This is a genomic window from Ketobacter sp. MCCC 1A13808 (assembly GCF_009746715.1).
Lineage (GTDB): Bacteria > Pseudomonadota > Gammaproteobacteria > Pseudomonadales > Ketobacteraceae > Ketobacter.
In genome coordinates this window covers 306,411-327,685 of record NZ_VRKW01000001.1, presented here as the reverse complement: position 1 = coordinate 327,685, position 21,275 = coordinate 306,411, and the positions used below count along the sequence as shown (strand labels likewise).

20 protein-coding genes are annotated in these 21,275 nt (G+C 50.9%); 10 read left to right on the top strand and 10 right to left on the bottom strand.

What is annotated here, in order from left to right; all coding sequences use genetic code 11:
- Positions 1 to 12 precede the first annotated feature (12 nt).
- Positions 13 to 651, bottom strand: coding sequence for an endonuclease III (gene nth, locus FT643_RS01530; RefSeq protein WP_156868914.1), 639 nt, complete (start codon positions 649 to 651; stop codon positions 13 to 15).
- A 222-nt stretch (positions 652 to 873) separates the two neighbouring features.
- On the opposite strand from nth, the gene FT643_RS23250 reads away from it, so the two are divergent.
- The 6 genes from FT643_RS23250 to FT643_RS01500 all read left to right on the top strand — a co-directional run bounded on the left by FT643_RS23250 (position 874) and on the right by FT643_RS01500 (position 8,975).
- Complete coding sequence (locus FT643_RS23250) at positions 874 to 1,494, top strand: TetR/AcrR family transcriptional regulator (protein WP_156868913.1); 621 nt, start codon at positions 874 to 876, stop codon at positions 1,492 to 1,494.
- A gap of 186 nt (positions 1,495 to 1,680) precedes the next feature.
- On the top strand, positions 1,681 to 2,820 hold the full coding sequence (locus FT643_RS01520) for an HlyD family efflux transporter periplasmic adaptor subunit (RefSeq protein WP_156868912.1): 1,140 nt from the start codon (positions 1,681 to 1,683) through the stop codon (positions 2,818 to 2,820).
- A gap of 2 nt (positions 2,821 to 2,822) precedes the next feature.
- Positions 2,823 to 4,385 carry a DHA2 family efflux MFS transporter permease subunit gene (locus tag FT643_RS01515; protein WP_198043239.1) on the top strand — a complete coding sequence of 521 codons (1,563 nt, stop codon included), beginning with the start codon at positions 2,823 to 2,825 and terminating at the stop codon, positions 4,383 to 4,385.
- A 57-nt stretch (positions 4,386 to 4,442) separates the two neighbouring features.
- Positions 4,443 to 6,008 carry a cytochrome P450 gene (locus tag FT643_RS01510; RefSeq protein WP_156868911.1) on the top strand — a complete coding sequence of 522 codons (1,566 nt, stop codon included), beginning with the start codon at positions 4,443 to 4,445 and terminating at the stop codon, positions 6,006 to 6,008.
- 195 nt (positions 6,009 to 6,203) lie between these two features.
- Positions 6,204 to 7,889, top strand: a complete 1,686-nt coding sequence (locus FT643_RS01505) for an OmpP1/FadL family transporter (protein ID WP_198043238.1) — start codon at positions 6,204 to 6,206, stop codon at positions 7,887 to 7,889.
- 27 nt (positions 7,890 to 7,916) lie between these two features.
- Complete coding sequence (locus FT643_RS01500) at positions 7,917 to 8,975, top strand: hypothetical protein (protein WP_156868909.1); 1,059 nt, start codon at positions 7,917 to 7,919, stop codon at positions 8,973 to 8,975.
- A gap of 91 nt (positions 8,976 to 9,066) precedes the next feature.
- Here FT643_RS01500 and FT643_RS01495 read toward each other — a convergent pair whose 3' ends face one another.
- The 9 genes from FT643_RS01495 to metG are packed head-to-tail and all read right to left on the bottom strand — an operon-like array spanning position 9,067 to position 17,696.
- Positions 9,067 to 9,402: a hypothetical protein gene (locus FT643_RS01495; protein WP_156868908.1), complete on the bottom strand. Its 336-nt coding sequence runs from the start codon at positions 9,400 to 9,402 to the stop codon at positions 9,067 to 9,069.
- Between the two features lie 25 nt (positions 9,403 to 9,427).
- Positions 9,428 to 9,733 (bottom strand): GNAT family N-acetyltransferase, encoded by a 306-nt coding sequence (locus tag FT643_RS01490; RefSeq protein WP_198043237.1) that lies wholly within the window; start codon positions 9,731 to 9,733, stop codon positions 9,428 to 9,430.
- 4 nt (positions 9,734 to 9,737) lie between these two features.
- Positions 9,738 to 10,451, bottom strand: a complete 714-nt coding sequence (locus tag FT643_RS01485) for an electron transport complex subunit E (protein ID WP_156868906.1) — start codon at positions 10,449 to 10,451, stop codon at positions 9,738 to 9,740.
- Positions 10,441 to 11,172, bottom strand: a complete 732-nt coding sequence (rsxG, locus tag FT643_RS01480) for an electron transport complex subunit RsxG (RefSeq protein WP_156868905.1) — start codon at positions 11,170 to 11,172, stop codon at positions 10,441 to 10,443. Before rsxG ends, FT643_RS01485 begins: the two co-directional genes overlap by 11 nt.
- Positions 11,173 to 12,237: an electron transport complex subunit RsxD gene (rsxD, locus tag FT643_RS01475; protein WP_156868904.1), complete on the bottom strand. Its 1,065-nt coding sequence runs from the start codon at positions 12,235 to 12,237 to the stop codon at positions 11,173 to 11,175.
- Positions 12,237 to 14,411, bottom strand: coding sequence for an electron transport complex subunit RsxC (rsxC, locus tag FT643_RS01470; protein WP_156868903.1), 2,175 nt, complete (start codon positions 14,409 to 14,411; stop codon positions 12,237 to 12,239). The genes rsxD and rsxC overlap by 1 nt, the downstream gene beginning before the upstream one ends.
- Positions 14,408 to 14,995, bottom strand: a complete 588-nt coding sequence (gene rsxB, locus FT643_RS01465) for an electron transport complex subunit RsxB (protein WP_156869395.1) — start codon at positions 14,993 to 14,995, stop codon at positions 14,408 to 14,410. The genes rsxC and rsxB overlap by 4 nt, the downstream gene beginning before the upstream one ends.
- 17 nt (positions 14,996 to 15,012) lie before the next feature.
- Positions 15,013 to 15,597: an electron transport complex subunit RsxA gene (rsxA, locus tag FT643_RS01460; protein ID WP_156868902.1), complete on the bottom strand. Its 585-nt coding sequence runs from the start codon at positions 15,595 to 15,597 to the stop codon at positions 15,013 to 15,015.
- A 53-nt stretch (positions 15,598 to 15,650) separates the two neighbouring features.
- Complete coding sequence (metG, locus tag FT643_RS01455) at positions 15,651 to 17,696, bottom strand: methionine--tRNA ligase (RefSeq protein ID WP_156868901.1); 2,046 nt, start codon at positions 17,694 to 17,696, stop codon at positions 15,651 to 15,653.
- A gap of 245 nt (positions 17,697 to 17,941) precedes the next feature.
- Between metG and apbC the strand changes: the two genes are divergently transcribed.
- The 4 genes from apbC to FT643_RS01435 all read left to right on the top strand — a co-directional run bounded on the left by apbC (position 17,942) and on the right by FT643_RS01435 (position 21,212).
- Complete coding sequence (gene apbC / locus FT643_RS01450) at positions 17,942 to 19,033, top strand: iron-sulfur cluster carrier protein ApbC (protein ID WP_156868900.1); 1,092 nt, start codon at positions 17,942 to 17,944, stop codon at positions 19,031 to 19,033.
- A gap of 67 nt (positions 19,034 to 19,100) precedes the next feature.
- The gene (gene dcd / locus FT643_RS01445) at positions 19,101 to 19,670 is read left to right on the top strand and encodes a dCTP deaminase (protein ID WP_156868899.1); all 570 of its coding nucleotides are present in this window, start codon (positions 19,101 to 19,103) and stop codon (positions 19,668 to 19,670) included.
- A gap of 126 nt (positions 19,671 to 19,796) precedes the next feature.
- Positions 19,797 to 20,255 carry an NfeD family protein gene (locus FT643_RS01440; protein ID WP_156868898.1) on the top strand — a complete coding sequence of 153 codons (459 nt, stop codon included), beginning with the start codon at positions 19,797 to 19,799 and terminating at the stop codon, positions 20,253 to 20,255.
- A 102-nt stretch (positions 20,256 to 20,357) separates the two neighbouring features.
- Positions 20,358 to 21,212, top strand: a complete 855-nt coding sequence (locus FT643_RS01435; protein ID WP_156868897.1) for an SPFH domain-containing protein — start codon at positions 20,358 to 20,360, stop codon at positions 21,210 to 21,212.
- Positions 21,213 to 21,275: the final 63 nt, after the last annotated feature.

The window sequence follows — 21,275 nt, the reverse complement described above, 5'->3', positions numbered from 1 at the left end:
GTAACTGAGTGGTCAATCGTACTCGGTTTTGTCTTTGAATTCACATAGGTCTTCGATAATACAGGCGCCACAGCGGGGCTTGCGGGCGGTACACACATAGCGCCCGTGCAAAATCAACCAGTGATGGGCATCCAGCAGAAACTCTTTCGGCACCATCCGCATGAGCTTTTTCTCCACTTCCAGCACATTTTTGCCGGGCGCGATGCGGGTGCGGTTAGACACTCTGAATATGTGGGTATCCACCGCCATGGCCGGCTGCCCAAAGGCCGTGTTCAGGACCACATTAGCGGTTTTCCTGCCGACTCCGGGTAAGGATTCCAGCGCGTCCCGATTGGCGGGCACCTCGCTATGGTACTGATCCATCAGGATCTTACAGGTTTTAATAACGTTAACTGCCTTGCTGTTAAACAAGCCGATGGTTTTTATATAAGGGGTCAGCCCCTCAACGCCCAGGGCGTAGATGGCTTCCGGCGTATTGGCAACCGGATAGAGTTTGGCCGTGGCCTTGTTAACGCTGACATCCGTTGCCTGGGCTGATAGCACCACCGAAATCAGCAATTCGAAGGTGCTGGAATAGTCCAGTTCGGTGGTTGGGTTCGGGTTCTGTTCCCGTAAACGGGAGAAAATCTGGTGGCGTTTTTCTGCGTTCATATCGGTGGGTTTACAGCGGTTTCCTGCACAGTAATGTATCTCCAGGGTGGGTCTAGTCTATAGGGCAGCCCAAAATGAGTAAACACAGCCAACGTTCATACTTGTGTCGAGCGGGGGCGGGTTGAGCTGAAATCAGCTTCGGTTAAATGCAGCGGGTGATTGAACACGGTGTCAATGCCGATTAACATCTGCCCCTGGTGAGTGTGGCATAGAAGGCTATAAGTGAGATCGAAAAGCGAAGACAAACGGAAAGAGATTCTCAAAGCAGCGACAGACGTATTCATTGAGAAGGGGTACGGTGGTGCGAGTATTTCAGAAATAGCGATGCGCGTTGGTGGCTCGAAAAGTACGCTTTACAATTATTTCAGCTCTAAGGAAGCACTGTTCTTTGCAGTGATGGAAGAAATGGCGCGCTTGACTGCGAGACCGCTGATTGATGATCTGGAGCAAGCCTGCGATCCCAAAGTAGCGTTGGAGAATTTCGTATACCACGTTATGAAGCTGCTGTGCACGACAGAAATGATGGAATTTAGGCGTATGCTTATTAGCGAGGGCAGGCGCACAAATATCGGTAAAAAAATGCATGAGTTGGAGGGTAAAAAGTATCTCGATAAATTTGCGAAATTTTATGACCTGAAAATGCGTGAAGGCTATTTTATAAAGGCAGACCCTTTGGAGGCAGCGATGCACATGTACTCGTTGTGCTACGGGCCCCCCGTGCAGCTAGTGCTGGCCGGTGTCATTGAAACTGCTTCCGAGGATCTGTTGAAGCAGGCCTCTCGCTCGGTTGCAAATTTCTTTTTTAGAGGCTACTCAGTAACGAACAGGGCCTCGACTAAATAAGGCAGCACCACCGTCAGTTGGTAGCCGTTAAGTCTTATTAAACTCCCCGACATTTAATATTCAGCTTGACACCAGCCCCTCCTTCAAATGATATTATAAATGTACCGTACGGTACGGTTATAAATCGCGGTAGGGTTCACGCCCCTGCAAAGGCGCGTGAAGCTCAATGAGGGTTTTAAAGATCGTATGCAGTTTAGAAAGAACAACCCTGTCTCCGCAGGTCAAGCCAAGATCGATCAGGATATTGCAACCGCGGAGGACGCTCATCCGGGTTTCAATTCCCACACGCGTCAGCGGGCATTTACCCTGTTGGCACTCCTGGTGTTTCTGGTCGCGGCTGCTGGGCTCAGCTATGGGGCAATCATCGGAAGTGCTCACAGAATTACAACAGATAACGCCTATGTCAACGCTGAATTGGCACAGGTGACCCCTTTGGTCTCTGGTGCGGTAGCGGATATCAAAGTTAAGGATACTCAGTTTGTTCATGAAGGTGATGTCCTGGTAGTGCTGGATGATAAGGACTTGCGCCTATCCGTTGCCCGGGCCGAAGCACATTTTTGGCAAGCCCAGCGCAGAGTGCGGGGTTACTTTGCCAATGATTTGGCGCTAGGTGCGGTGATTGCTTCCCGGGAGGCGGCGCTGACCAGTGCAGGCGCGGATTTAGCTCATATAGAGCGCGAGTATGCTCGTCGGCAAAACCTTGCGCGTGACAACGCGATTTCGAAAGAGGAATTGGCTGTCGCAGGTAATCGTGTGGATCAAGCTACTGCAGCGCTTTCCGTAGCCCAGGCTCAACTTGAACTGGCACGTGCTGACCGGGACGCCAATCGTGCGCTGATCGACGACACGACGTTACAAAACCACCCCGAAATTAAAGCCGCCGAGGTTCAGTTACAGCAGGCTGAATGGAATCTCGAGCGTAGTGTGATTCGTGCCCCCTTGGATGGATTGATTGCAAAGCGATCCGTTCAAATTGGGCAGAGAGTGCAGGCCGGCGCAACGTTGATGAATATCGTTCCTCTCCATGAGGTATTTGTCAGTGCGAATTTCAAGGAAGTTCAACTTAAGGATGTGAAAGTGGGGCAAGCAGTCACTCTTAAAGCTGACCTGTATGGGGATCAGTATATTTATAACGGTAAGGTTGCCGGAATCGCCGGAGGAACCGGGGCGGCGTTCGCAATAATTCCAGCTCAAAATGCGACGGGGAATTGGATCAAGGTCGTGCAAAGATTACCTGTGCGTATCGAAATTGATCCTAATCAATTGCGACAACGGCCGTTGCGGATTGGCCTATCGATGGAAACGACCATACATCTGGAAAAATAGGCATGGGCAGATCCTCTTCAAATTTAGTGACGGATGCGGCTGCATCGGACCAGCTAACTTCAAAAATGTTACCACCCGCGGCGATGTGGTCCGCAGCCGTACTGTTGGCGGTAGCAAATTTTATGGCCGTTCTGGATTTGAGTATTGCGAATGTGTCGGTGCCGAATATTGCAGGTGGTTTGGGTGCATCACCCGGAGAGGGAACATGGGTAATAACGTCATACGCTGTGGCGGAAGCCATTATCGTGCCGTTAACAGGTTGGTTGACCAGCCGCTTTGGGTCGGTTCGCGTGTTGGTGGTGGCTATGGCGGGGTTTGGTTTGTGTTCCGCGCTCTGTGCGCTTTCAACCAGCTTAAATTTTTTGGTGGTGGCTCGGATACTTCAGGGGTTGACCGGTGGCCCGTTAATCCCGCTGTCCCAAGCCTTGCTGCTGCGGATATTTCCCTCACATCAGCAGGCTTTGGCTATGGCGTTATGGTCTATGACCACCGTGCTCGCTCCAGTCGTTGGTCCGCTACTTGGGGGGGTGTTATGTGATGCTGTAGGTTGGCCAAGCATATTCTGGATTAACGTACCTATTTCTATCGTAGCAACATTGGCGTTATGGAAATGCCTGCAATCCCACGAGACACCCTCTCGGCGTGTAGAAGTGGATTTAATCGGCCTGGTGTTGTTAGTTGTCTGGGTCGGCGCGTTGCAGTTAACGCTGGATCTCGGCAAGGACCATGACTGGTTTGCATCGGATTTGATAGTAAGTTTGACAGTAGTTTCGTTTGTTGGACTTGTTACCTTCGTGATTTGGGAGCTCACGGACGATAATCCGATCGTGAATCTTAAGATACTTCGTTATCGGGGTTTTGCTACCAGCCTGATTGCGTTAGCGCTGGCGATGGGAGCTTATTTTGCAACGATCGTACTCACGCCTTTGTGGCTCCAAACTGATATGGGGTATACCGCACGCCAGGCAGGTACGACGATGGCGGGCAGTGGAATAGCCGCGTTTGTAGCATCGGCCGTAGCAAGCAAAATGTTGGCGCGTGCCAATCATAAATATATGGTCGTCGGCGCTTTACTTTACCTTGGAATAATCTCCTTCATTCGCAGTGGCGCGACCAGCCAGATGACCTATGGGCAAATAGCAATGCAAGTCTCATTCATGGGGCTTGGGATGTCTTTTTTCATTATTCCGCTAATGACTTCAGCGCTGCGTAGTGTCAAGACCGAAGATCTTGCTGCTGCTTCTGGCCTGATCAATTTCGTACGCACGGTTGCGGGTGCTTTTGGCACGTCCATCGTCACTAGCGCATGGATCAACGGAGGCAGTCGATATCATGAAGAAATTGTAAGTGCCCTGCAGAATACCCGACATTTGATCGATTTTTTTGTTCAGCGAGGCATGTCCACGGAGCAATCGATTTTTTTAATAGAGCGAGTGGTAGCAGGCCAGGCAGCCATGCTGTCAACCAATCAGGTTTTCACAGGTTGTTCCGTTACATTTGTGTTGACGGCTTTGGTGGTCCTGTTGATGCCTCTGGCGAGTGATAAGACAAGGCCTGCTCGCTAACAAAAGTAAGTTTTAACCAGGTATAGAGAAATCGGCAATTAATAAGGAGAACCTGTGATGTCAAAAGTAGATGGCGTGTGGAGCATTTCTGTAAAGGGGCCCACCGGAGAACAAAAAACGGAGTTGGTTTTGCAAACCGTGGACGGCAAACTGACGGGTACACAATCGGGAAAAGGCGCACCTCAACCGATCTCGAATGCAGCGGTAGAGGGTGACAAAATATCCTGGATTAACCACGTTACCTCACCCATAAAAATGAAAGTGGAATTCAAAGCAACCCTATCAGGCGAGCAAATGAGCGGCAAAATCAAGGCCGGTTTAATGGGGTCCTATCGCTTCAGCGGCTACAGGATTTCCCGGGATGTGGCCGATGCAAGCGCAATAGATGAAAGTGAGGAAAATAGTACGGAAGATCCTTTTATTGCCATGCTGGCGAAGACGGACCCTATTCCCGATTTGCATTATTTGCGCTCAACAGACCCAGTCCATTTTGTTGCTCCTTTCGGTTTCTGGGTGATCACCCGGCACGATGATATCCAACGCCTATTCAACGATCCGGAAAATGTGACTCATATTAAACGGGAGTGGAATCTATATACCCCGCATCCGGAAGGCTCTATGCGGAAATGGTCCGATGAAAATGCAATTCATGCATTGGCTCCGGCGGAACATTCGCGATTGCGTAGATTAACCACTGCGGCTTTTACGCCTCGCGCGGTGGCGCGCATGGATCAGCAAATCAAGGAGGTGGTGAAACAGCTCATTGATCCCCTGCGCGGGCGGGAAGGCGAAACGATTGATATTATGGGTGAATTTACCAATAAAGTCCCCAACGTCGTTATCAGCCGGATCACAGGTATCACCCCGGGGGCAGATGAAGTTCGGTTCTGCGAAATAGCGCAGGCGGTTGTTCAGGGTGGTTTACCGTTTATATCCGATGAAGTCCGCCAGGAATCAGAGCGGGGGTTCGTGGAATTTGCTGCATGGATTCGAGATTTAGTCAAACAACGCCGGCGCAACCCCCAGGAAGATCTTGTGTCTGACTTGATACGAGCGCAAGACGCGGATCAAAACTTATCTGAAGATGACATCGTGTTGCTGTTGGCTTCGTTAATAGGCGCTGGTAGTGAAGCAACAGCAATGGTAGCGACATTGGCTATAAAAGCGTTATTGGAAAATCCTATCGTCATGGCGCGTTTACGCGATGATCGTGCACAAATCCGGAAATCAATCGATGAAATTATTCGCTATGCGTTCAGTATTCCGCCTGGAACCATGCGTTTTGCGGTGCGTGATTTTGATCTGCGGGGAAAAAAGATAAGCAAAGGGCAGATGCTCATGCTGTCCGCCGGTGGCGCTAACCGGGACCCTGAAAAATATGAAAAACCCGATGATCTGAATCTGGATCGCGTCGTGCAAACCCGTCAACTTACGTTCGGTCATGGTCCTAATTTCTGCGTGGGAGTGAACTTAGCTAAAGAGGAAATTGCCTCAATGATTAACGCGCTACTGGATGTGATTCCGGCGGGGTCTCGGATTTGCGAATCACGAATCGAATACCGAGATATGGGAATAATGAAGCAAGCCATTTCTTTACCTGTATTCATAGGCCCACCAGCTTAGCACGGGCAGATTTTTGGCACTGGTTCGGGTGCTTGGATTACCGTAATTCCCTGGCAGGTACCTACTATTGGAGAACTGGAATTAGCCACCCGAGCGTGAACCGGGATGAAAAAAGGGTGGATAAACGGGATATCCCTATATCACTGTGAACACAATCATAAAAACTAAAACTTCGCGGTAGCAGAAATGATATATATGGTAGACCAACAAAGAATAAGATGGTGCATCTGGTTTTCACTAGTGTGTTCTTCACCGGTAGAGGCCTCTTTCACTGATGACCTTGCAATAGGTAACGCTAAGGCGTTAGCCTTGGGCCATGCAGTCACTGCGGACCCGCCGGGGATAGACTCTATCCATTTTAATCCTGCAGGGCTTGCTCGTTTGAAGGCACGACAATTCCTGGTAAAGTTTGTTGCCGGAGATTTTTCAGCAACTACTTATTTTGGAGAATACGGGGATTACCAGCAAAAAATTCTGGATGATGCCGCGCAGTTCTTTTTGGATGCTGATGGTAATCTGAGTGAGGAAGGTAAGCTTTTTTTATACGATGAGGCTTACGGCCAGAAAAGTGAAACTGCTGGCCCTACCGTTATGACACCAGGGAAAGGCATGCAAGATAAGTCCTCGGCCTTCGGGGCAACGGGGGGAGCCTCCTATAATGCGCCTGACAGTCTGTTTACATTTGCTACCAGCGTATACACACCCATGATGATGGGTGCCCATAAAGAAGATGATGATCCTGGCCGCTTTTTTCAGCAGCGCAGTGCGTTTGCTTTATTAACTTATTTCTCACCTTCAGTAGGCTATGAATTTTCAGATACGTTATCGATTGGCATGGCGATCAATTTGAGTTACGCGGGTATGGGGCTTGAGATGCCGGTTCGCGCCCCCAACGATGGCTTGTTTTTAATTCCGACACCCTATGTGAGTGGATTGTTGTGTAATGAAAATGGTGAACCTCAGTTTGCAGAACTGGACCTATGTACATCGATACCGCCTTACACACAAATAACGACCCTTAAGTTTGAAGCAAGTCAAAATGACGCTATTGGTTTTAACCTAGGGTTGCTTTGGTCACCCAAGTCATGGTTTACACTTGGGCTATCCTATAATTCCGGCGTCAAGGTGAAGCTCGATGGAGAGTATGATTTCCCGGTTAATCCGCCTTTTGAAGCTTTTTTGGTGACATTCATGGGTGGAGAAGTATGGAATACGGTGGTGCAAGCTACTGACGCATTGGGGTTCAGGTTACCATCCCAGGCTGAACTGCTGGCCCAGGGCAGTGGCGAAATTAAGATTAGTTATGAAATTCCACAGCGGTTTAATGCAGGTATTAGTCTGAATCTCACACCTAAATGGAGCTACAATTTTGATATCAAGTGGACGGAATGGTCGACGTTCAGCGATATCAGCCTGCAGTTTGACAAAGATATACCACTGCTCGCATTGGGAAATTTGGTGGATACTGTTGGCACCGGGGGCGCGAAAGGAATAAAACCTAACGCGGTTATTTATCGCCTTGGCTTGCGCGATGTTGCTTATTGGTCAATGGGAACAGAATATAAAGCTACCAACAACTTTAGTTTCCGAGCCGGTTTACAATATCGTCCGTCAGCCGTACGTAATGACTCACCTAATGCAACAGTTACGCTATCGGAAGGGTACTTGTATTCACTAGGAGGGTCTTATTTATTCAGAAATAAAAGTCAGATTGACTTTACCTTTGGCTATTTGCAGAGCGAACAATTCTATCCTGCCTGCACCGCGGTGGGTAACGATTGTGATCCGGTCGATGTTACTTATGCTCCGTTTCAGGGTGAAGATATTCAAACTGAAGTAACCTTCTTGCTGTTTGAGCTATCCTATAGCAAGTATTTTTAATGCTGTTGGGGCCAGAGGTTAGTCGTTATGACGAGTGTGATGCGGGTTTTCTTTGTGGCGCTAATGATCACCATAGGTGGTCACGGATTTACCTCGGAAAGCCATAGGGTCGATTATCTGTATGGGGTAGCAGACGTTGAGGATTTGGTCGCGATCCCGGATAGCCCGTGGATTATTGGTAGTGGTGTGGGGAACTGGATATTTCAGTCCGGTGCGTTGCATTTGATAAACGAAGACGCGTTCGCCGCATCAACTTTGGATATGCAACTGTACACCGAGAAAGTGGCGCAGGCGCCTTTTTCAGAATGCGACGGTGCGCCTGATCCAGAAAAGTTTTCAGCACACGGGTTGAGCCTCGTGGGCCAGGATAACGGGTCGTTTTTTTTGTACGTCGTTAATCATGGCGGTCGCCACGCAGTCGAGATATTCAATATTAAATTAATGGGCGCGATTCCCGATATTGATTGGATCGGTTGTGTTCCCAGTCCAGCGATGACCTTTCCGAATGCGGTGGCTGGTAGAGCTGACGGTAGTATTATTTTGTCTGTCACCTTCGACCTCAAAGGCTATATGAATCGGTTGTGGAATGAAGGCAAACTGGACCAAACGGGCGCACTATTTAAATGGACATCAGCGCTAGGCTGGGTTGAGGTAGAGAATGCTTCTTTGGCGCAAAACAATGGGATCGAACTATCTGATGACGAGCAATGGGCGTTCGTGGTATCCATGCCCGATTCCAGTGTGACTCGTATTCCGCTTGAAAAAAATCTAGGTCAATCCACCCGCATCGAGCTTGATTTTTATCCGGATAACATCCGTCGAACTTATGATGGGAAACTGGCAGTGGCCGGTGTAGAGAACACCAGCCTGATGAAGGTGAACTTGTGCGTTGGTGTCGATTACCCGTACTGTGCCATTGATTTTCGAGCCGACTTAATCGATCCGGAATCGTTTGAAGTTACGCCCCTTTACTCCGGTAAAGGGGATCGTGAATTCGGTTTGGCTACGACGGCATTAAGAACCCGGAGCAGTTTATGGTTTGGGTCGGTGCGCCGTAGAAGCATTCTGCGTGTTCCCATGGATTGAGCCGACTCCCAATCCTAAGCGCAGATATTAGACTGAGAAGATTAGAAAAGCGTGTTTTGCGTGGCTTTTGAAAGGGAGCTCAAAACTCACCTTATGGTAACCACTTTACTTCTCGCCCTGATTCCACAACCAACCCCGAGTCGACGATATTGGTAATGACCTGAACCCGGCCTAGCTCAAGGTTGAAATGGATAGCGAGCGCTCGGGCCAGACCCACCTGGAGCAATGAAGTATTTTTTTCCGACCAAATTGAAGGCAGCGAGAGGCTGGCCATAACGCTGTACGGGTTGCCCAACTGCTGATCACTTTTGATGAGATTCACAGTCATGTGCTCAGAAGGCTGGGCAGACTCCCTGGCCCAAAGTTCGATTAAATTACTTGTGCCTTCCTTGCAACCCGATGTAATAATGCAATTTGCGATTGGCATAGAGAATCATCCTTGAGACCCGATCTCAGTCAAAGTCCATTTTATATAATATGTGGCGACACAGTATATGATCCGGTGCGATATCCGGGTGGTTAAACTCAAAGCGCTCTGTGCACATGCCGGCTTGAGAGCGTGTATTGATGGTTGCGGTAAAGGAAACGACCTGTGCTAGTTTTAACAGGTCGGACGCGTATACCAGCGATGCGGCCGCAGCCTCACTGGCATAGCCGTTACCCCAGAACGGTTTGCTTAAGCGCCAAGCGATTTCAACACAAGGAGCAAAAGGCACCCGGAAAGCGGTTTGGATAGCCAGTTCGGTGTCAATCGTCAAACACCTATGCGATATTTCCGGTAGTCCGTACCCGCTTACTGCCAGCGGTTACGGCTTCTTTATTCGCTTTGGCAGCGGCGGCTACCCTGGCGTCAATAATATTTTTCAGTGCCATCAGAAATCCAAGCACAATGAACGCTCCCGGTGGCAATATGGCAATCAGGAAGCCACGATAACCCGGAATCAATTCCAGTCTCCAGTTACTGGCAATGTCACCGAACAATAGATCCATATTGTTAAACAGGGCGCCGGTACCCAGAAGTTCCCGCACCGCTCCTAACAGAACCAGTACCAAGCCGAATCCCAATCCCATCATTAACCCGTCCCAAACTGCGGCTAATGGTGGATTTTTACTGGCGAAGGCATCGGCGCGGCCTAATACGATGCAGTTGGTTACGATGAGGGGTATAAATATCCCCAGGATCAGATACAGCTCATAGGTGAACGCATTCATCAAAAATTCGATGCAGGTAGTGAAGGCTGCAATGATCATGACAAAGGTTGGCAGGCGAATCGCATCCGTGGTGGCGTTGCGGATCAGCGACACAGCCAGATTGGAAAGGGTTAGTACCGCTGCCGTTGCCAAGGCCAGCGCCAGTGCGTTTACCACGGAACCGGAAACCGCCAAAAGCGGACATAAACCCAATACCTGAACCAGCGCCGGGTTGTTCTTCCACAGTCCATCCTTGGTGATTTTTTTGAATTCTTCACTGTTCATGGATCGAATCCTCCGGGTTTGGCGGTGTTGATGTTTGCTCTACATGGCCGTGTTGCAGATCAGATTGTTCGATCAGCGCCTGATCTTCATGAGCCGGGGTGGTTGTGTTGTGCAGCAACCGGACTTTGTGTTGCTCAAAGTATTGCAGCGAACGGTATACCGCAGCGACGACGGCTCGTGGCGTGATCGTGGCTCCGGTAAAAGCGTCAAAGCTGCCGCCGTCTTTTTTTACACGCCATTCTGGCTCGCTCAGGTTATGCAGGGATTTGCCATTGAAGGAGGTTATCCAGTCGGATTTCTGGATCTCGATGGCATCACCCAGCCCTGGTGTTTCAAAGTGTGGTGGAATCACGCGGACTCCAGTGACTTCGCCGTCTTTAGCGATGCCCACCAGCAAATTGATTGAGCCGCCGTACCCTTCCGGTGCCACGGCTTGCAGAATAATACCTGTGGGTTGGTCGTCTTGTTTCGCGATGTACGCTTTTTCCGTATTGCGGGTGCCCAGCAACGTCGCGGCCTCCACATCGATACTGCTTTCCAGCAGTTCGTTGTCGACGAGTGCTGCGGGCATCACCTCTAACAGACTGCGCTCCAGAGCGTGACTTTTTTCTTCCGCAATTTTGTCACGGGTCAGGTTCGCGGTCAGTACGATCATGCCCGTAGTGATAATGGCGAATGCGCCGAGAATAATACTGTTGCGGGAAACCGATTGGCCTATCATTCAGGCTCCCTTATCCTGTTTCGCCAGCCCTTTGTTGGGCTTGCTATGTCCGTAGGTTCGCGGTTGGGTGTAATAGTCGATAAGCGGGGCAGCCAGGTTCAACAATACCACACTGAAGGCTATCGCATCCGGGTAGCCACCCCAGGTGCGGATGATATAAGTGAGTACACCGATTAGTGCGCCGTAGATGATTTTACCTTTGTTGCTGGTGGCGGCAGTAACCGGGTCGGTCGCGATGAAAAACGCGCCCAACATGGTGCCACCGCTGAGCATATGGAACAAAATGCTGCCGTAGTTATCGGCATCCACTGCCGTGTTGAAAAAGCCGGAGAGAAAAAAGATTCCTCCGAGCATGCCCACGGGAATATGCCAGGTAATGATTTTCTTCCAGATCAGATAGAGACCGCCAGCCAGAAAGGCCAGGTTAACCCATTCCCAGCCGTAACCTCCGAGCAGGCCGTGCAGCGTCGGGTGGGTGTCTAATACTTCGTGTTGACCGGCGTACGTTTTAAAGGTGTCCAGTGGGGTCGCACCGCTTAACGCATCAATACCATTGGCTGCGCCGGAAAAGAAAGTGAGGCCCAATGACTGGAAGAGTGACGGTGCGGTAGTGGCGTCATCGACACCGGCAGCAGGCAGCCAGCTTGTCATTTCCTTAGGGAATGAAATGACCAGCAAAATGTAGCCCACCATGGCGGGATTAAACGGATTCATACCCAAGCCGCCGTAAAGATGCTTTGCCACAATAATGGCAAAGCCGGTGCCGACCAGCGTCATCCACCAGGGGACAGAGGGAGGTATCGCTAATGCCAGCAATACGGCAGTAACGATGGCGCTGTAGTCCGTTAGATAGAAAGCGATCGGTTTGTTGCGGGTTTTCAGAATTAGGGCTTCGCAGACAACGGCAAATAGGCAGGCCAGCAACACATTGATAATCGTGCCGAAGCCAAAAAAATACGTCAGTGCGAGCAGGCCCGGGATGGTCGCGTACAAAACCTGACGCATAAAACTGCCGGTGTTGCCCGGTTTGTGAACGTGGGGAGAGGTGACCGACAGTAAAGCCATTATGAGTTTGCTCCCTCTGCCTTTTGCAATTCTGCTTCGGCTGCGTCCAATGCCTGTTGGGTGGATGCAATGGCTTGCTCCAGGGTGTCTATGTCGCCTTCACCGCTTGCCTGTGCAGCCTGCAGCGCCTTGTTGGCTTTTTTTAATAGTACTTGCTGTTTAGCTACTTCCATCTTGGCGGTTTTAACCGGGTCTTTTGCTGCATTTTGTTTTTGAATGGTTTCTTTTTCCTTGGCGCGGGCTTCTTTCATGGCGGCTTTGGAGGCATCAGATTTCGTTTTCAACGCAGCCACGTCTGCTGCAAGGGCGTCGATTTCCGGGGTCGCTGTATTGCCGGTTGATTGGGCCTCTTGCAGCGCTTTTTCTGCTGCCTTGTAGGCGGCAAAGTCGTCGGCGGATGCTTTTTTCAAAATGGCTATTGGATCAGTTCCGGTATCAGGCGCTGTTGTTGGGCTGTCGCTGGGTGTGGCGGACTTTGCATCCACGAATGCCTGCTTTGCTGTATCCGCTTTCAGTTTCAGTTGATCGACTTTTTTGCGCAAAACTTCGATGTGTTCTGAGCCACTTTTTTCTGCCTGCAACAGGGCACTTTGCGCGTCTTTATATCGCTTCATGGTGGACGCGGCGGCGGTTTGTAGTTTAGTCAGGTCTAGTGCCGGGTTCGGGTCAGTGGGTGTGCCGGTGTTGGCAGGGGCGTTGGCAGCGGGAGGCGCTTTTTTCTTGACTGCTTGCTTTTCTGCTGCCGCTTTTGCCCGTTGTTGACGTTTCAGTTCTTTTTCCTGTTCTTCGCGCTCAATGCGAGCTTGGCGTGCTTCAAACCGCAGCCGCGCATGGTCGGCTTTTTGTTGTTCCTGTTGCTGTATTCGTATTTCGCCTTTGGCGTAACGGTAATATTGTACCAAGGGGATGTTGCTCGGGCAGACATAGGAGCAGGCGCCGCATTCAATGCAATCGGAAAGATTAAAATGGGCCGCTTTATCAAACTCCTTTCCTTTGGCAAACCAATACAGTTGCTGCGGTAACAGATTGACCGGGCAAGCCTGGGCGCAACTGCCGCAGCGGATACAGGGCTGCTCCAGTGCAGGATCAGGGAATTCTTTTTCAGACGGTACTAACAAACAGTTAGTGGTTTTTACTACCGGTACACGGGGGTCGTGTATGGCAAAGCCCATCATCGGGCCGCCCATGATTAAACGGTGTAATTCCGGTTCGGCGACGCCGGCCTGTTGCAGTAAAACTGACACCGGAGTACCCAGTAGCACCTCATAGTTGCCTTTGTTTTTTACCTTGTCGCCGGTGAGTGTGGTGACGCGGCTGATCAGTGGTTCGCCATCGATAATGGCGCGCTTTACCGCGTATGCGGTCCCGGTATTTTGACAAACTACGCCCACGTCCGCAGGAATACCACCACTGCGTACTTCTTTACCGGTCAGAATATAGATTAATTGTTTTTCTCCACCGGATGGGTATTTGGTCGGTACTGAAACGATTTCAATCTTCGTGCCCTGTGCCGCTGCGCGCATGGCGTCGATCGCCTGGGGTTTGTTGTCTTCGATGCCAACGACGATGTCCTGCGGGTTGATTAACCAGGCCATGACTTCCAGACCCTGAATAATTTCTTCGGCACGTTCCTGCATTAAGCGATCATCCGCGGTGATGTAGGGCTCACATTCCACCGCATTCAGAATCAGTGTTTGCACTTGCTGATCCGGTTTAATGCCCAGCTTCACTACGCTGGGAAAACCCGCACCACCCATGCCCGCAATACCGGCTTCCCGAATGCGTTCCAAAACCACTTTTTTGTCTTGGTTGCGATAGTCGGCAATACCCTGATGGTCAATCCATTGGTCTGCACCATCGGTCTGAATCGTGATGCACAAGGAGTCCATGCCAGAGGGGTGCTGCACGACATGAAGATCTATACTGATGACGGTGCCGGAGGTGGAAGCATGCACGGGCAAACTAACAAAACCACCGGCGTCACCGAGTTTTTGGCCTTTTAGTACCCTGTCGCCCACCGCGACGCAGGGCTTCGCCGGCACCCCGATGTGTTGTTGCAGCGGAATCACAACGTATTCGGGAATGGTATACGGTTGAATTGCCTGTACTGACGATTGCTGTTTATTTTCCGGGGGGTGGACGCCACCGGGAAAATCCCAGATGCGGCGGCTCATGCGATATTCCTCAACGGGATCAGGTTACCCGGGCGATTGCCGATACCGTCCGGCGCATTCCAGCTCCAGGTTTGCGGCGTCACTGCCACCGGGATCATATCAATGCAGTCTACAGGGCAGGGTTCAACGCAGAGGTCACAGCCGGTGCATTCGTCGATGATAACCGTATGCATTTGTTTGGCGGCACCCAGAATGGCGTCGACCGGGCACGCCTGAATGCACTTAGTGCAACCGATGCATTCAGCTTCGCGGATCATCGCCGTCATTTTGGTTTCCGGTGCCTGACCGTGCTCTTCATCCAGCGGAATAAACTCACGGCCCAGAAGATCGGCCAATGCACGAATGGTATCATCTCCGCCCGGCACGCATTTATTGATGGCTTCGCCTTCTGTAACGCCCTCTGCATAGGGGCGGCATCCGGGGTGGCCACATTGTCCGCATTGGGTTTGTGGCAGCAGTGCGTCGACCTGTTCAACGATGGGGTTGCCTTCCACTTTGAACTTGACGGCAGCGTAGCCCAGCAGCGCGCCAAACCCCAAGGCAATGGCAGAGATTGCGATCAGGGCAGAAAGGTTATCAAACATCATGTCCATATCAGCCCCTAAATCTTAATCAAACCGGAGAACCCCATGAAGGCCATCGACATAAGCCCGGCGGTGACCAAACCGATGGAGGCGCCTTTAAAAGGTAGGGGTACATCGGCCACGGCAATGCGCTCGCGCATGGCGGCGAATAGCACCAGCACCAGCGAAAACCCTAACGCAGCCCCGAACCCATACAAAAAAGCGTCCATAAAACTGTCGATGCCCTTTTTGACAGTAAGCAAGGCCACGCCCAGTACGGCGCAATTACTGGTAATCAGCGGTAGGAAAATACCCAGCACGCGATAGAGTAGCGGGCTGGTTTTGCGTACCACCATTTCAGTGAATTGCACCGTGACTGCGATGACAAGAATAAAGGAAATGGTTCTGAGATAGGCCACATCCAGTGGCACCAGCACATAGGTATAGGTGAGGTAACTCAGCACTGAGGACAGGGTGAGTACAAACGTGGTGGCCAGGGACATGCCCATAGCTGCCTCTAGTTTATTGGAGACGCCCATAAACGGGCATAATCCAAGAAACTGAACCAGCACAAAATTATTCACTAATATGGTGCTTACCAGCACCAGTAAAAATTCCGGCATAACATTCACTAAGTTCGTGGTGGTAGTGAGTGAGATTGTATTCCGATGCGGTTTTATTTAACCCGCATTCCGGGGCTCGCGCCAGAGTCTGGTGATAACAGGAAGATGTCTGCCCCACCGGGCCCCGCGGCCATTACCATTCCTTCCGAGAGGCCAAACTTCATTTTGCGCGGTGCCAGGTTTGCGACCATCACCGTGAGTTTACCCACTAAATCGTCGGGATTGTAGGCAGACTTAATGCCTGCAAATACTTGCCGGGTCTCTCCTCCCAGGTCAAGCGTTAACTGTAGCAGTTTGTCTGCACCGTCCACATGACTTGCAGTGACAATCTTGGCTATTCTCATGTCAATTTTCGCAAAGTCATCGAAATTGATCTGCGCCGCTACCGGGTCGAGATCCAATGCGGTCTTGGGCTTGCCCAGAGCCATTTCTGCTTCTGCTTCGGCTTTTGCCTGTTCGCTCAGGGCGTCGATCTGCTTCATGTCCACACGCTGCATCAAGGCTTTGAATTTATTGATTTCGTGATCCGCCAGCAGGGTGCCATGATCTTGCCAGCTCAGCGCCGGAATATTCAAGAACGCCTCTGCGTCGGCCGCCAACTTAGGTAATACCGGTTTCAGATAGAGTACCAGCAAGCGAAATAAATTCACGCCGACACTGCAGCAATTCAGGGTTTCTGCCTCTTTACCGGGCTGTTTTATCAGCGTCCAGGGGGCTTGTTCATCGATATACTGATTGGCGCGATCCGCCAATGCCATAATGTCGCGCATGGCTTTGCCGAATTCGCGCTGTTCGTAGTATTGGGCGATGGTGTCTGCCTGATTCTGGAAGGCGTGGGTAAGTTCCGGATTGGCATTGGTGCTGCTCAGTTTGCCGCCCAGCTTGCCGATAAAGTTCGCCGTCCGGCTGGCAATGTTAACTACCTTGTTGACCAGATCCGCATTCACACGTTGGCAGAAATCCTCAAAATTCAGATCTATATCGTCGATGCGGCTGCTCAGCTTGGTTGCGAAGTAATAGCGCATGTATTCCGGATTTAGATGCTGCAGATAGGTTTCTGCTTTAATGAAGGTACCTCGGGACTTGGACATTTTGGCGCCGTTCACCGTGACAAAGCCATGGCAGAATATGCCGGTTGGCGTGCGGTAACCGGCACCGGTGAGCATGGCAGGCCAGAATAAACCGTGGAAATTAATAATGTCTTTACCGATAAAATGATACAGCTCGGCTCCGGATTGCGGATTCCAGTAATCCTCGAAATTAAGGTCGCCGCGGCGTTTACACAGGTTTTCAAAGCTGGCCATATAGCCCACCGGCGCGTCCATCCATACATAGAAATATTTGCCGGGCTGGTCTGGGATTTCAAAGCCGAAATAGGGCGCTTCACGGGAGATATCCCACTGCTGCAAGCCGGCTTCCAACCATTCGTTGAGCTTGTTGGCAATGCCTTCCTGCAGGCTGCCGGAGCGAATCCACCGGCTCAGTAAGTCCTGGTATTTGGGCAGGTCGAAGAACAGCTGAGTGTTGGCTTTAAGAATCGGTTGCGCACCGGAGATAGTGGAGCGGGGGTTTTTCAGCTCGCTGGCCGCATAGGTCGCACCGCACTTTTCGCAATTGTCGCCGTATTGATCTTCTGTGCCGCATTTAGGGCAGGTACCCTTTACAAAGCGGTCGGACAAAAACAGACTTTTCTCCGGGTCGAATAATTGCCTGATCTCGCGCTCAACGATATTGCCCTGGTCTTTATTGGTTTGATAAACGCGATTGGACAGGACCCGGTTTTCTTCTGAATGGGTTGTGTAGTAGTTGTCGTACTCCACCAGGAATCCGGCAAAGTCCCGCTCATGTTCCGCCTGTACCCGGGCGATTTGCGCTTCCGGTGTGACCCCCAGCTGTTCTGCTTTGAGCATGATTGCGGTGCCGTGGGCATCGTCTGCGCACACGTAAATACAGTGTTCACCACGCATCTTCTGAAAACGCACCCATATATCGGTTTGGATGTGTTCCAGCATGTGCCCCAGATGGATCGGGCCGTTGGCATAGGGCAGGGCGCTGGTAACCAGTATTTTGCGGGGCGTCGATGTGTTTGCGTCAGTCATGGGTCTCAGTCGTGGCTTCTGTCGTCATTTCTCAGGAAATTAGGAGCAGCAAATTAAGATTCAGGAAATACAGCGGTTTAGGGGCTGAAAATCAGGCGGCTAACTATATCCTTATTAGGGTATGGATTCCAGCGGTGAGGCAGGCGAAGCACCAGATCCGGCTATATTGACCGGGTAAATTGGTTTAGCATAGCGGCCCTGTAATTAGTGATGGTCACCCGCAGTAGCAACCAGGAGTTGAGAGTATGAGCCAAGCGATGTATGACAAGATACGCCAGGTATTGGCGACGAACGCCGATCCGGTATCATTGCAAAATCTCGTCGATGTTGTGGAAATCCGCAATGTAGCGGAAAACGGGGATACATTGTCGGCGGAACTCTGTTTCGGGTACGCCATCGAGCCGGTGCGGGAGCAGCTGCAGGCAACGTTGTCGCAACTGCTTACCGGCTTGGGCTTTGCCAAGCTGAAACTGACACTAACCTGGCAGGTAAAGCCCGCCCAGGATAAGCCTTTGGAAGGCGCGGGCAAAGTCAAGAACATCCTGGCGGTGGCGTCCGGCAAAGGGGGCGTGGGGAAATCCACTACCGCCGTGAATTTGGCCCTGGCTCTGGCGGCTGACGGGGCGCGAGTGGGTATACTGGACGCGGATATCTACGGTCCCAGTTTAGGCATGATGCTGGGGGTGCCTAAGGGTACCCGCCCGGAAGTGCATCAGCAGAATTTCTTTGTGCCGATTGAGAGTTTGGGGCTTCAATCCATCTCTATGGGTTTTTTGACCACTGAAGAAACGCCTATGGTCTGGCGAGGGCCGATGGCCAGTGGTGCTTTACAACAATTGCTCAAGCAAACGTTGTGGAATGATCTGGATTATCTGGTGGTCGATATGCCCCCAGGCACCGGCGATATTCAGCTTACCCTGTCGCAACAGGTGCCGGTATCCGGCGCTGTGGTCGTGACGACCCCCCAGGATATCGCGTTGCTGGATGCCAAGAAGGGCATAGAGATGTTTCGCAAAGTGCATGTGGCGGTGCTCGGGGTGGTAGAGAATATGGCCACTCACATTTGCAGCCAGTGCGGTCATGAGGAGCATATCTTTGGTGAAGGTGGTGGCGCCGCCATCGCGAAAGAATACGGGGTATCGGTGCTGGGCAGCTTGCCCCTGGATCTTTCTATCCGCGAGCAGGCGGACAGTGGTAAGCCGACGGTGGCCAGCGATCCCAATGGGCCGATTGCAGCGGTCTATCGACAAATAGCACGATTGTCTGCAGGACAGTTGGCCAAAATGGCCGGACGCTCTGCCGGGGCATCCCCGAAAATCAGTATCCATAACGACTGAGGACTTCACCTCAAGGGCGAAAAACAGGTATGATTCGCCCTTCATTTCAGGGGAGTAACGGAACGCAATGTCCATCAAATCTGATATCTGGATTCGCCGTATGGCGCAAGAACACGGCATGATTGAACCCTTCGAGCCAGGCCAAGTGCGCCACGGCGCAAGTGGCGACCGGATTATTTCCTATGGCACCTCAAGCTACGGGTATGATGTGCGCTGCTCCACTGAGTTTAAAGTGTTCACTAATATTCATTCTGCTACGGTCGATCCCAAGGACTTTTCTGATAAAAGTTTCGTGGATGTAGACAGTGATGTATGTATTATTCCTCCCAATTCATTTGCCCTGGCACGCACAGTCGAGTTTTTCAGAATCCCCAGAAACGTGCTGACCATTTGCCTTGGCAAATCCACTTACGCCCGTTGTGGCATTATCGTGAACGTGACGCCCCTGGAACCGGAGTGGGAAGGGCACGTGACCCTGGAATTTTCTAATACCACAACCTTGCCGGCGAAAATTTATGCAAATGAAGGCGTGGCGCAGATGCTGTTCCTGGAGTCGGATGAGGAGTGCGAAGTGTCCTATCGGGATCGTGGCGGTAAGTATCAGGGTCAAACCGGTGTAACGCTGCCAAAGGCGTAATCGGGCGCTGCTCAGAATTCTGCATGAAGCATTGCAAAAAAGGCCGGGCTCATTGAGTTCCGGCCTTATTTGTTTGCATGTGCTAATCTTTCGTTTGGGTAGCATAATCAAATAGTTGGACTAAATATGGAACTTGAATTGCTGTATTGGCACTGGGTTGTTTTTGGTGTGGTGTTGATGCTGGGTGAAATCGCGATTACCACCTTTTTTATTCTGTGGTTCGGTGTGGCCGCTATCCTCATGGGAGGGCTGTTGTTCTTGCTGCCGGGCTTGAGTGTCAATTGGCAAATTTTTATCTGGACTCTCCTTTCGGCGGCGTTAGCTTTGCTTTGGTTTAGGTTTTTAAAACCATTGTCAATTGATAAAACCAAGGCTGGCATGTCACGGGAAGCGATTGTCGGCGAGGTGGGCCAGGTGATCAGTGTGCCGACAAAAGAACGGCGGGGGCGGTTGCGTTTTCCTGCGCCTATATTGGGGAGTGATGAATGGATTATTATTTCTCAGGATTCATTGGCAGAGGGGGACCGGGTGCGGGTAAAAGACGTATCGGGTAATTCCCTGGTAGTAGAAAAAATGGTGGGTTAAAAACGAATAAGAATCGAGAGCCGCTTGTTACGAAGGGCACAGTTGTTTCCGGTGTCCGGTTACAGGCAAGGGTTTGAAGCTTTTTAATAAGGAATACTGAGTATGGTAAACGCAGGGTTTTACGTCGTCATTGCAATATTCATTTTGTTATTGGTCACGTTGGCGAAAGGGGTGCGGTTGGTGCCGCAGGGTAATAAATGGGTGGTACAGCGATTAGGGAAATACCACAATTCATTAGGGCCGGGGCTCAATATCATTATTCCCTATGTTGATTCCGTCGCCTACAAAGTCACAACGAAAGACATCGTTTTGGATATTCCATCACAGGAAGTAATCACCAAAGATAACGCCGTCATCATTGCCAACGCAGTGGCGTATATCAATATTATTTCGCCGGAAAAAGCCGTTTACGGGGTTGAGGACTATCGCCTTGCGATTCGGACTTTGGTACAAACTTCTCTGCGTTCGATTATCGGTGAAATGGATCTGGATGATGCCTTGTCTTCACGGGATAAAATAAAAGCGCATTTGAAAAACGCGATTTCTGATGATATTTCTGATTGGGGCATCACCTTAAAAACCGTTGAGATTCAGGATATCAACCCGTCCGGCACCATGCAGACGGCGATGGAAGAACAGGCCGCTGCGGAACGGGCACGTCGTGCGACGGTGACCCGTGCAGATGGGGATAAGCAGGCCGCAATTCTGGAAGCGGAAGGGCGATTGGAAGCCTCGCGCCGGGATGCGGAAGCGGACGTGGTATTAGCAAAAGCCAGTCAACAGGCCATCGAAATGGTGACCGCCGCGATCGGCGATAAGGAAATGCCGGTGTTGTTTTTGCTTGGTGAAAAATACGTAAAATCCCTGGAGAAAGTAGCGGTGTCGCCGAATGGAAAAACCGTGGTGTTTCCAGCGGATTTACCAAATGCAATCAAAGGACTTATGGGGCGTAGCTAGGATAGCGCTCAGTGCGGTGGTAGAGCGCAGATCTGGCATCATTCAGTGGGTCTGGGCACTACC

Bases quoted from the DNA above. Each gene is read 5' to 3' on its own strand.
- rsxC (WP_156868903.1), bottom strand. From the start codon at position 14,411: ATGAGCCGCCGCATCTGGGATTTTCCCGGTGGCGTCCACCCCCCGGAA.
- dcd (WP_156868899.1), top strand. From the start codon at position 19,101: ATGTCCATCAAATCTGATATCTGGATTCGCCGTATGGCGCAAGAACAC.
- FT643_RS01515 (WP_198043239.1), top strand. From the start codon at position 2,823: ATGGGCAGATCCTCTTCAAATTTAGTGACGGATGCGGCTGCATCGGAC.
- FT643_RS01495 (WP_156868908.1), bottom strand. From the start codon at position 9,402: ATGCCAATCGCAAATTGCATTATTACATCGGGTTGCAAGGAAGGCACA.
- FT643_RS01435 (WP_156868897.1), top strand. From the start codon at position 20,358: ATGGTAAACGCAGGGTTTTACGTCGTCATTGCAATATTCATTTTGTTA.
- FT643_RS01505 (WP_198043238.1), top strand. From the start codon at position 6,204: ATGGTAGACCAACAAAGAATAAGATGGTGCATCTGGTTTTCACTAGTG.
- FT643_RS01440 (WP_156868898.1), top strand. From the start codon at position 19,797: ATGGAACTTGAATTGCTGTATTGGCACTGGGTTGTTTTTGGTGTGGTG.
- rsxG (WP_156868905.1), bottom strand. From the start codon at position 11,172: ATGATAGGCCAATCGGTTTCCCGCAACAGTATTATTCTCGGCGCATTC.
- nth (WP_156868914.1), bottom strand. From the start codon at position 651: ATGAACGCAGAAAAACGCCACCAGATTTTCTCCCGTTTACGGGAACAG.
- rsxB (WP_156869395.1), bottom strand. From the start codon at position 14,995: ATGTTTGATAACCTTTCTGCCCTGATCGCAATCTCTGCCATTGCCTTG.
- FT643_RS01510 (WP_156868911.1), top strand. From the start codon at position 4,443: ATGTCAAAAGTAGATGGCGTGTGGAGCATTTCTGTAAAGGGGCCCACC.
- FT643_RS01520 (WP_156868912.1), top strand. From the start codon at position 1,681: ATGCAGTTTAGAAAGAACAACCCTGTCTCCGCAGGTCAAGCCAAGATC.
- apbC (WP_156868900.1), top strand. From the start codon at position 17,942: ATGAGCCAAGCGATGTATGACAAGATACGCCAGGTATTGGCGACGAAC.
- rsxD (WP_156868904.1), bottom strand. From the start codon at position 12,237: ATGGCTTTACTGTCGGTCACCTCTCCCCACGTTCACAAACCGGGCAAC.
- FT643_RS01485 (WP_156868906.1), bottom strand. From the start codon at position 10,451: ATGAACAGTGAAGAATTCAAAAAAATCACCAAGGATGGACTGTGGAAG.
- rsxA (WP_156868902.1), bottom strand. From the start codon at position 15,597: ATGCCGGAATTTTTACTGGTGCTGGTAAGCACCATATTAGTGAATAAT.
- FT643_RS01500 (WP_156868909.1), top strand. From the start codon at position 7,917: ATGACGAGTGTGATGCGGGTTTTCTTTGTGGCGCTAATGATCACCATA.
- metG (WP_156868901.1), bottom strand. From the start codon at position 17,696: ATGACTGACGCAAACACATCGACGCCCCGCAAAATACTGGTTACCAGC.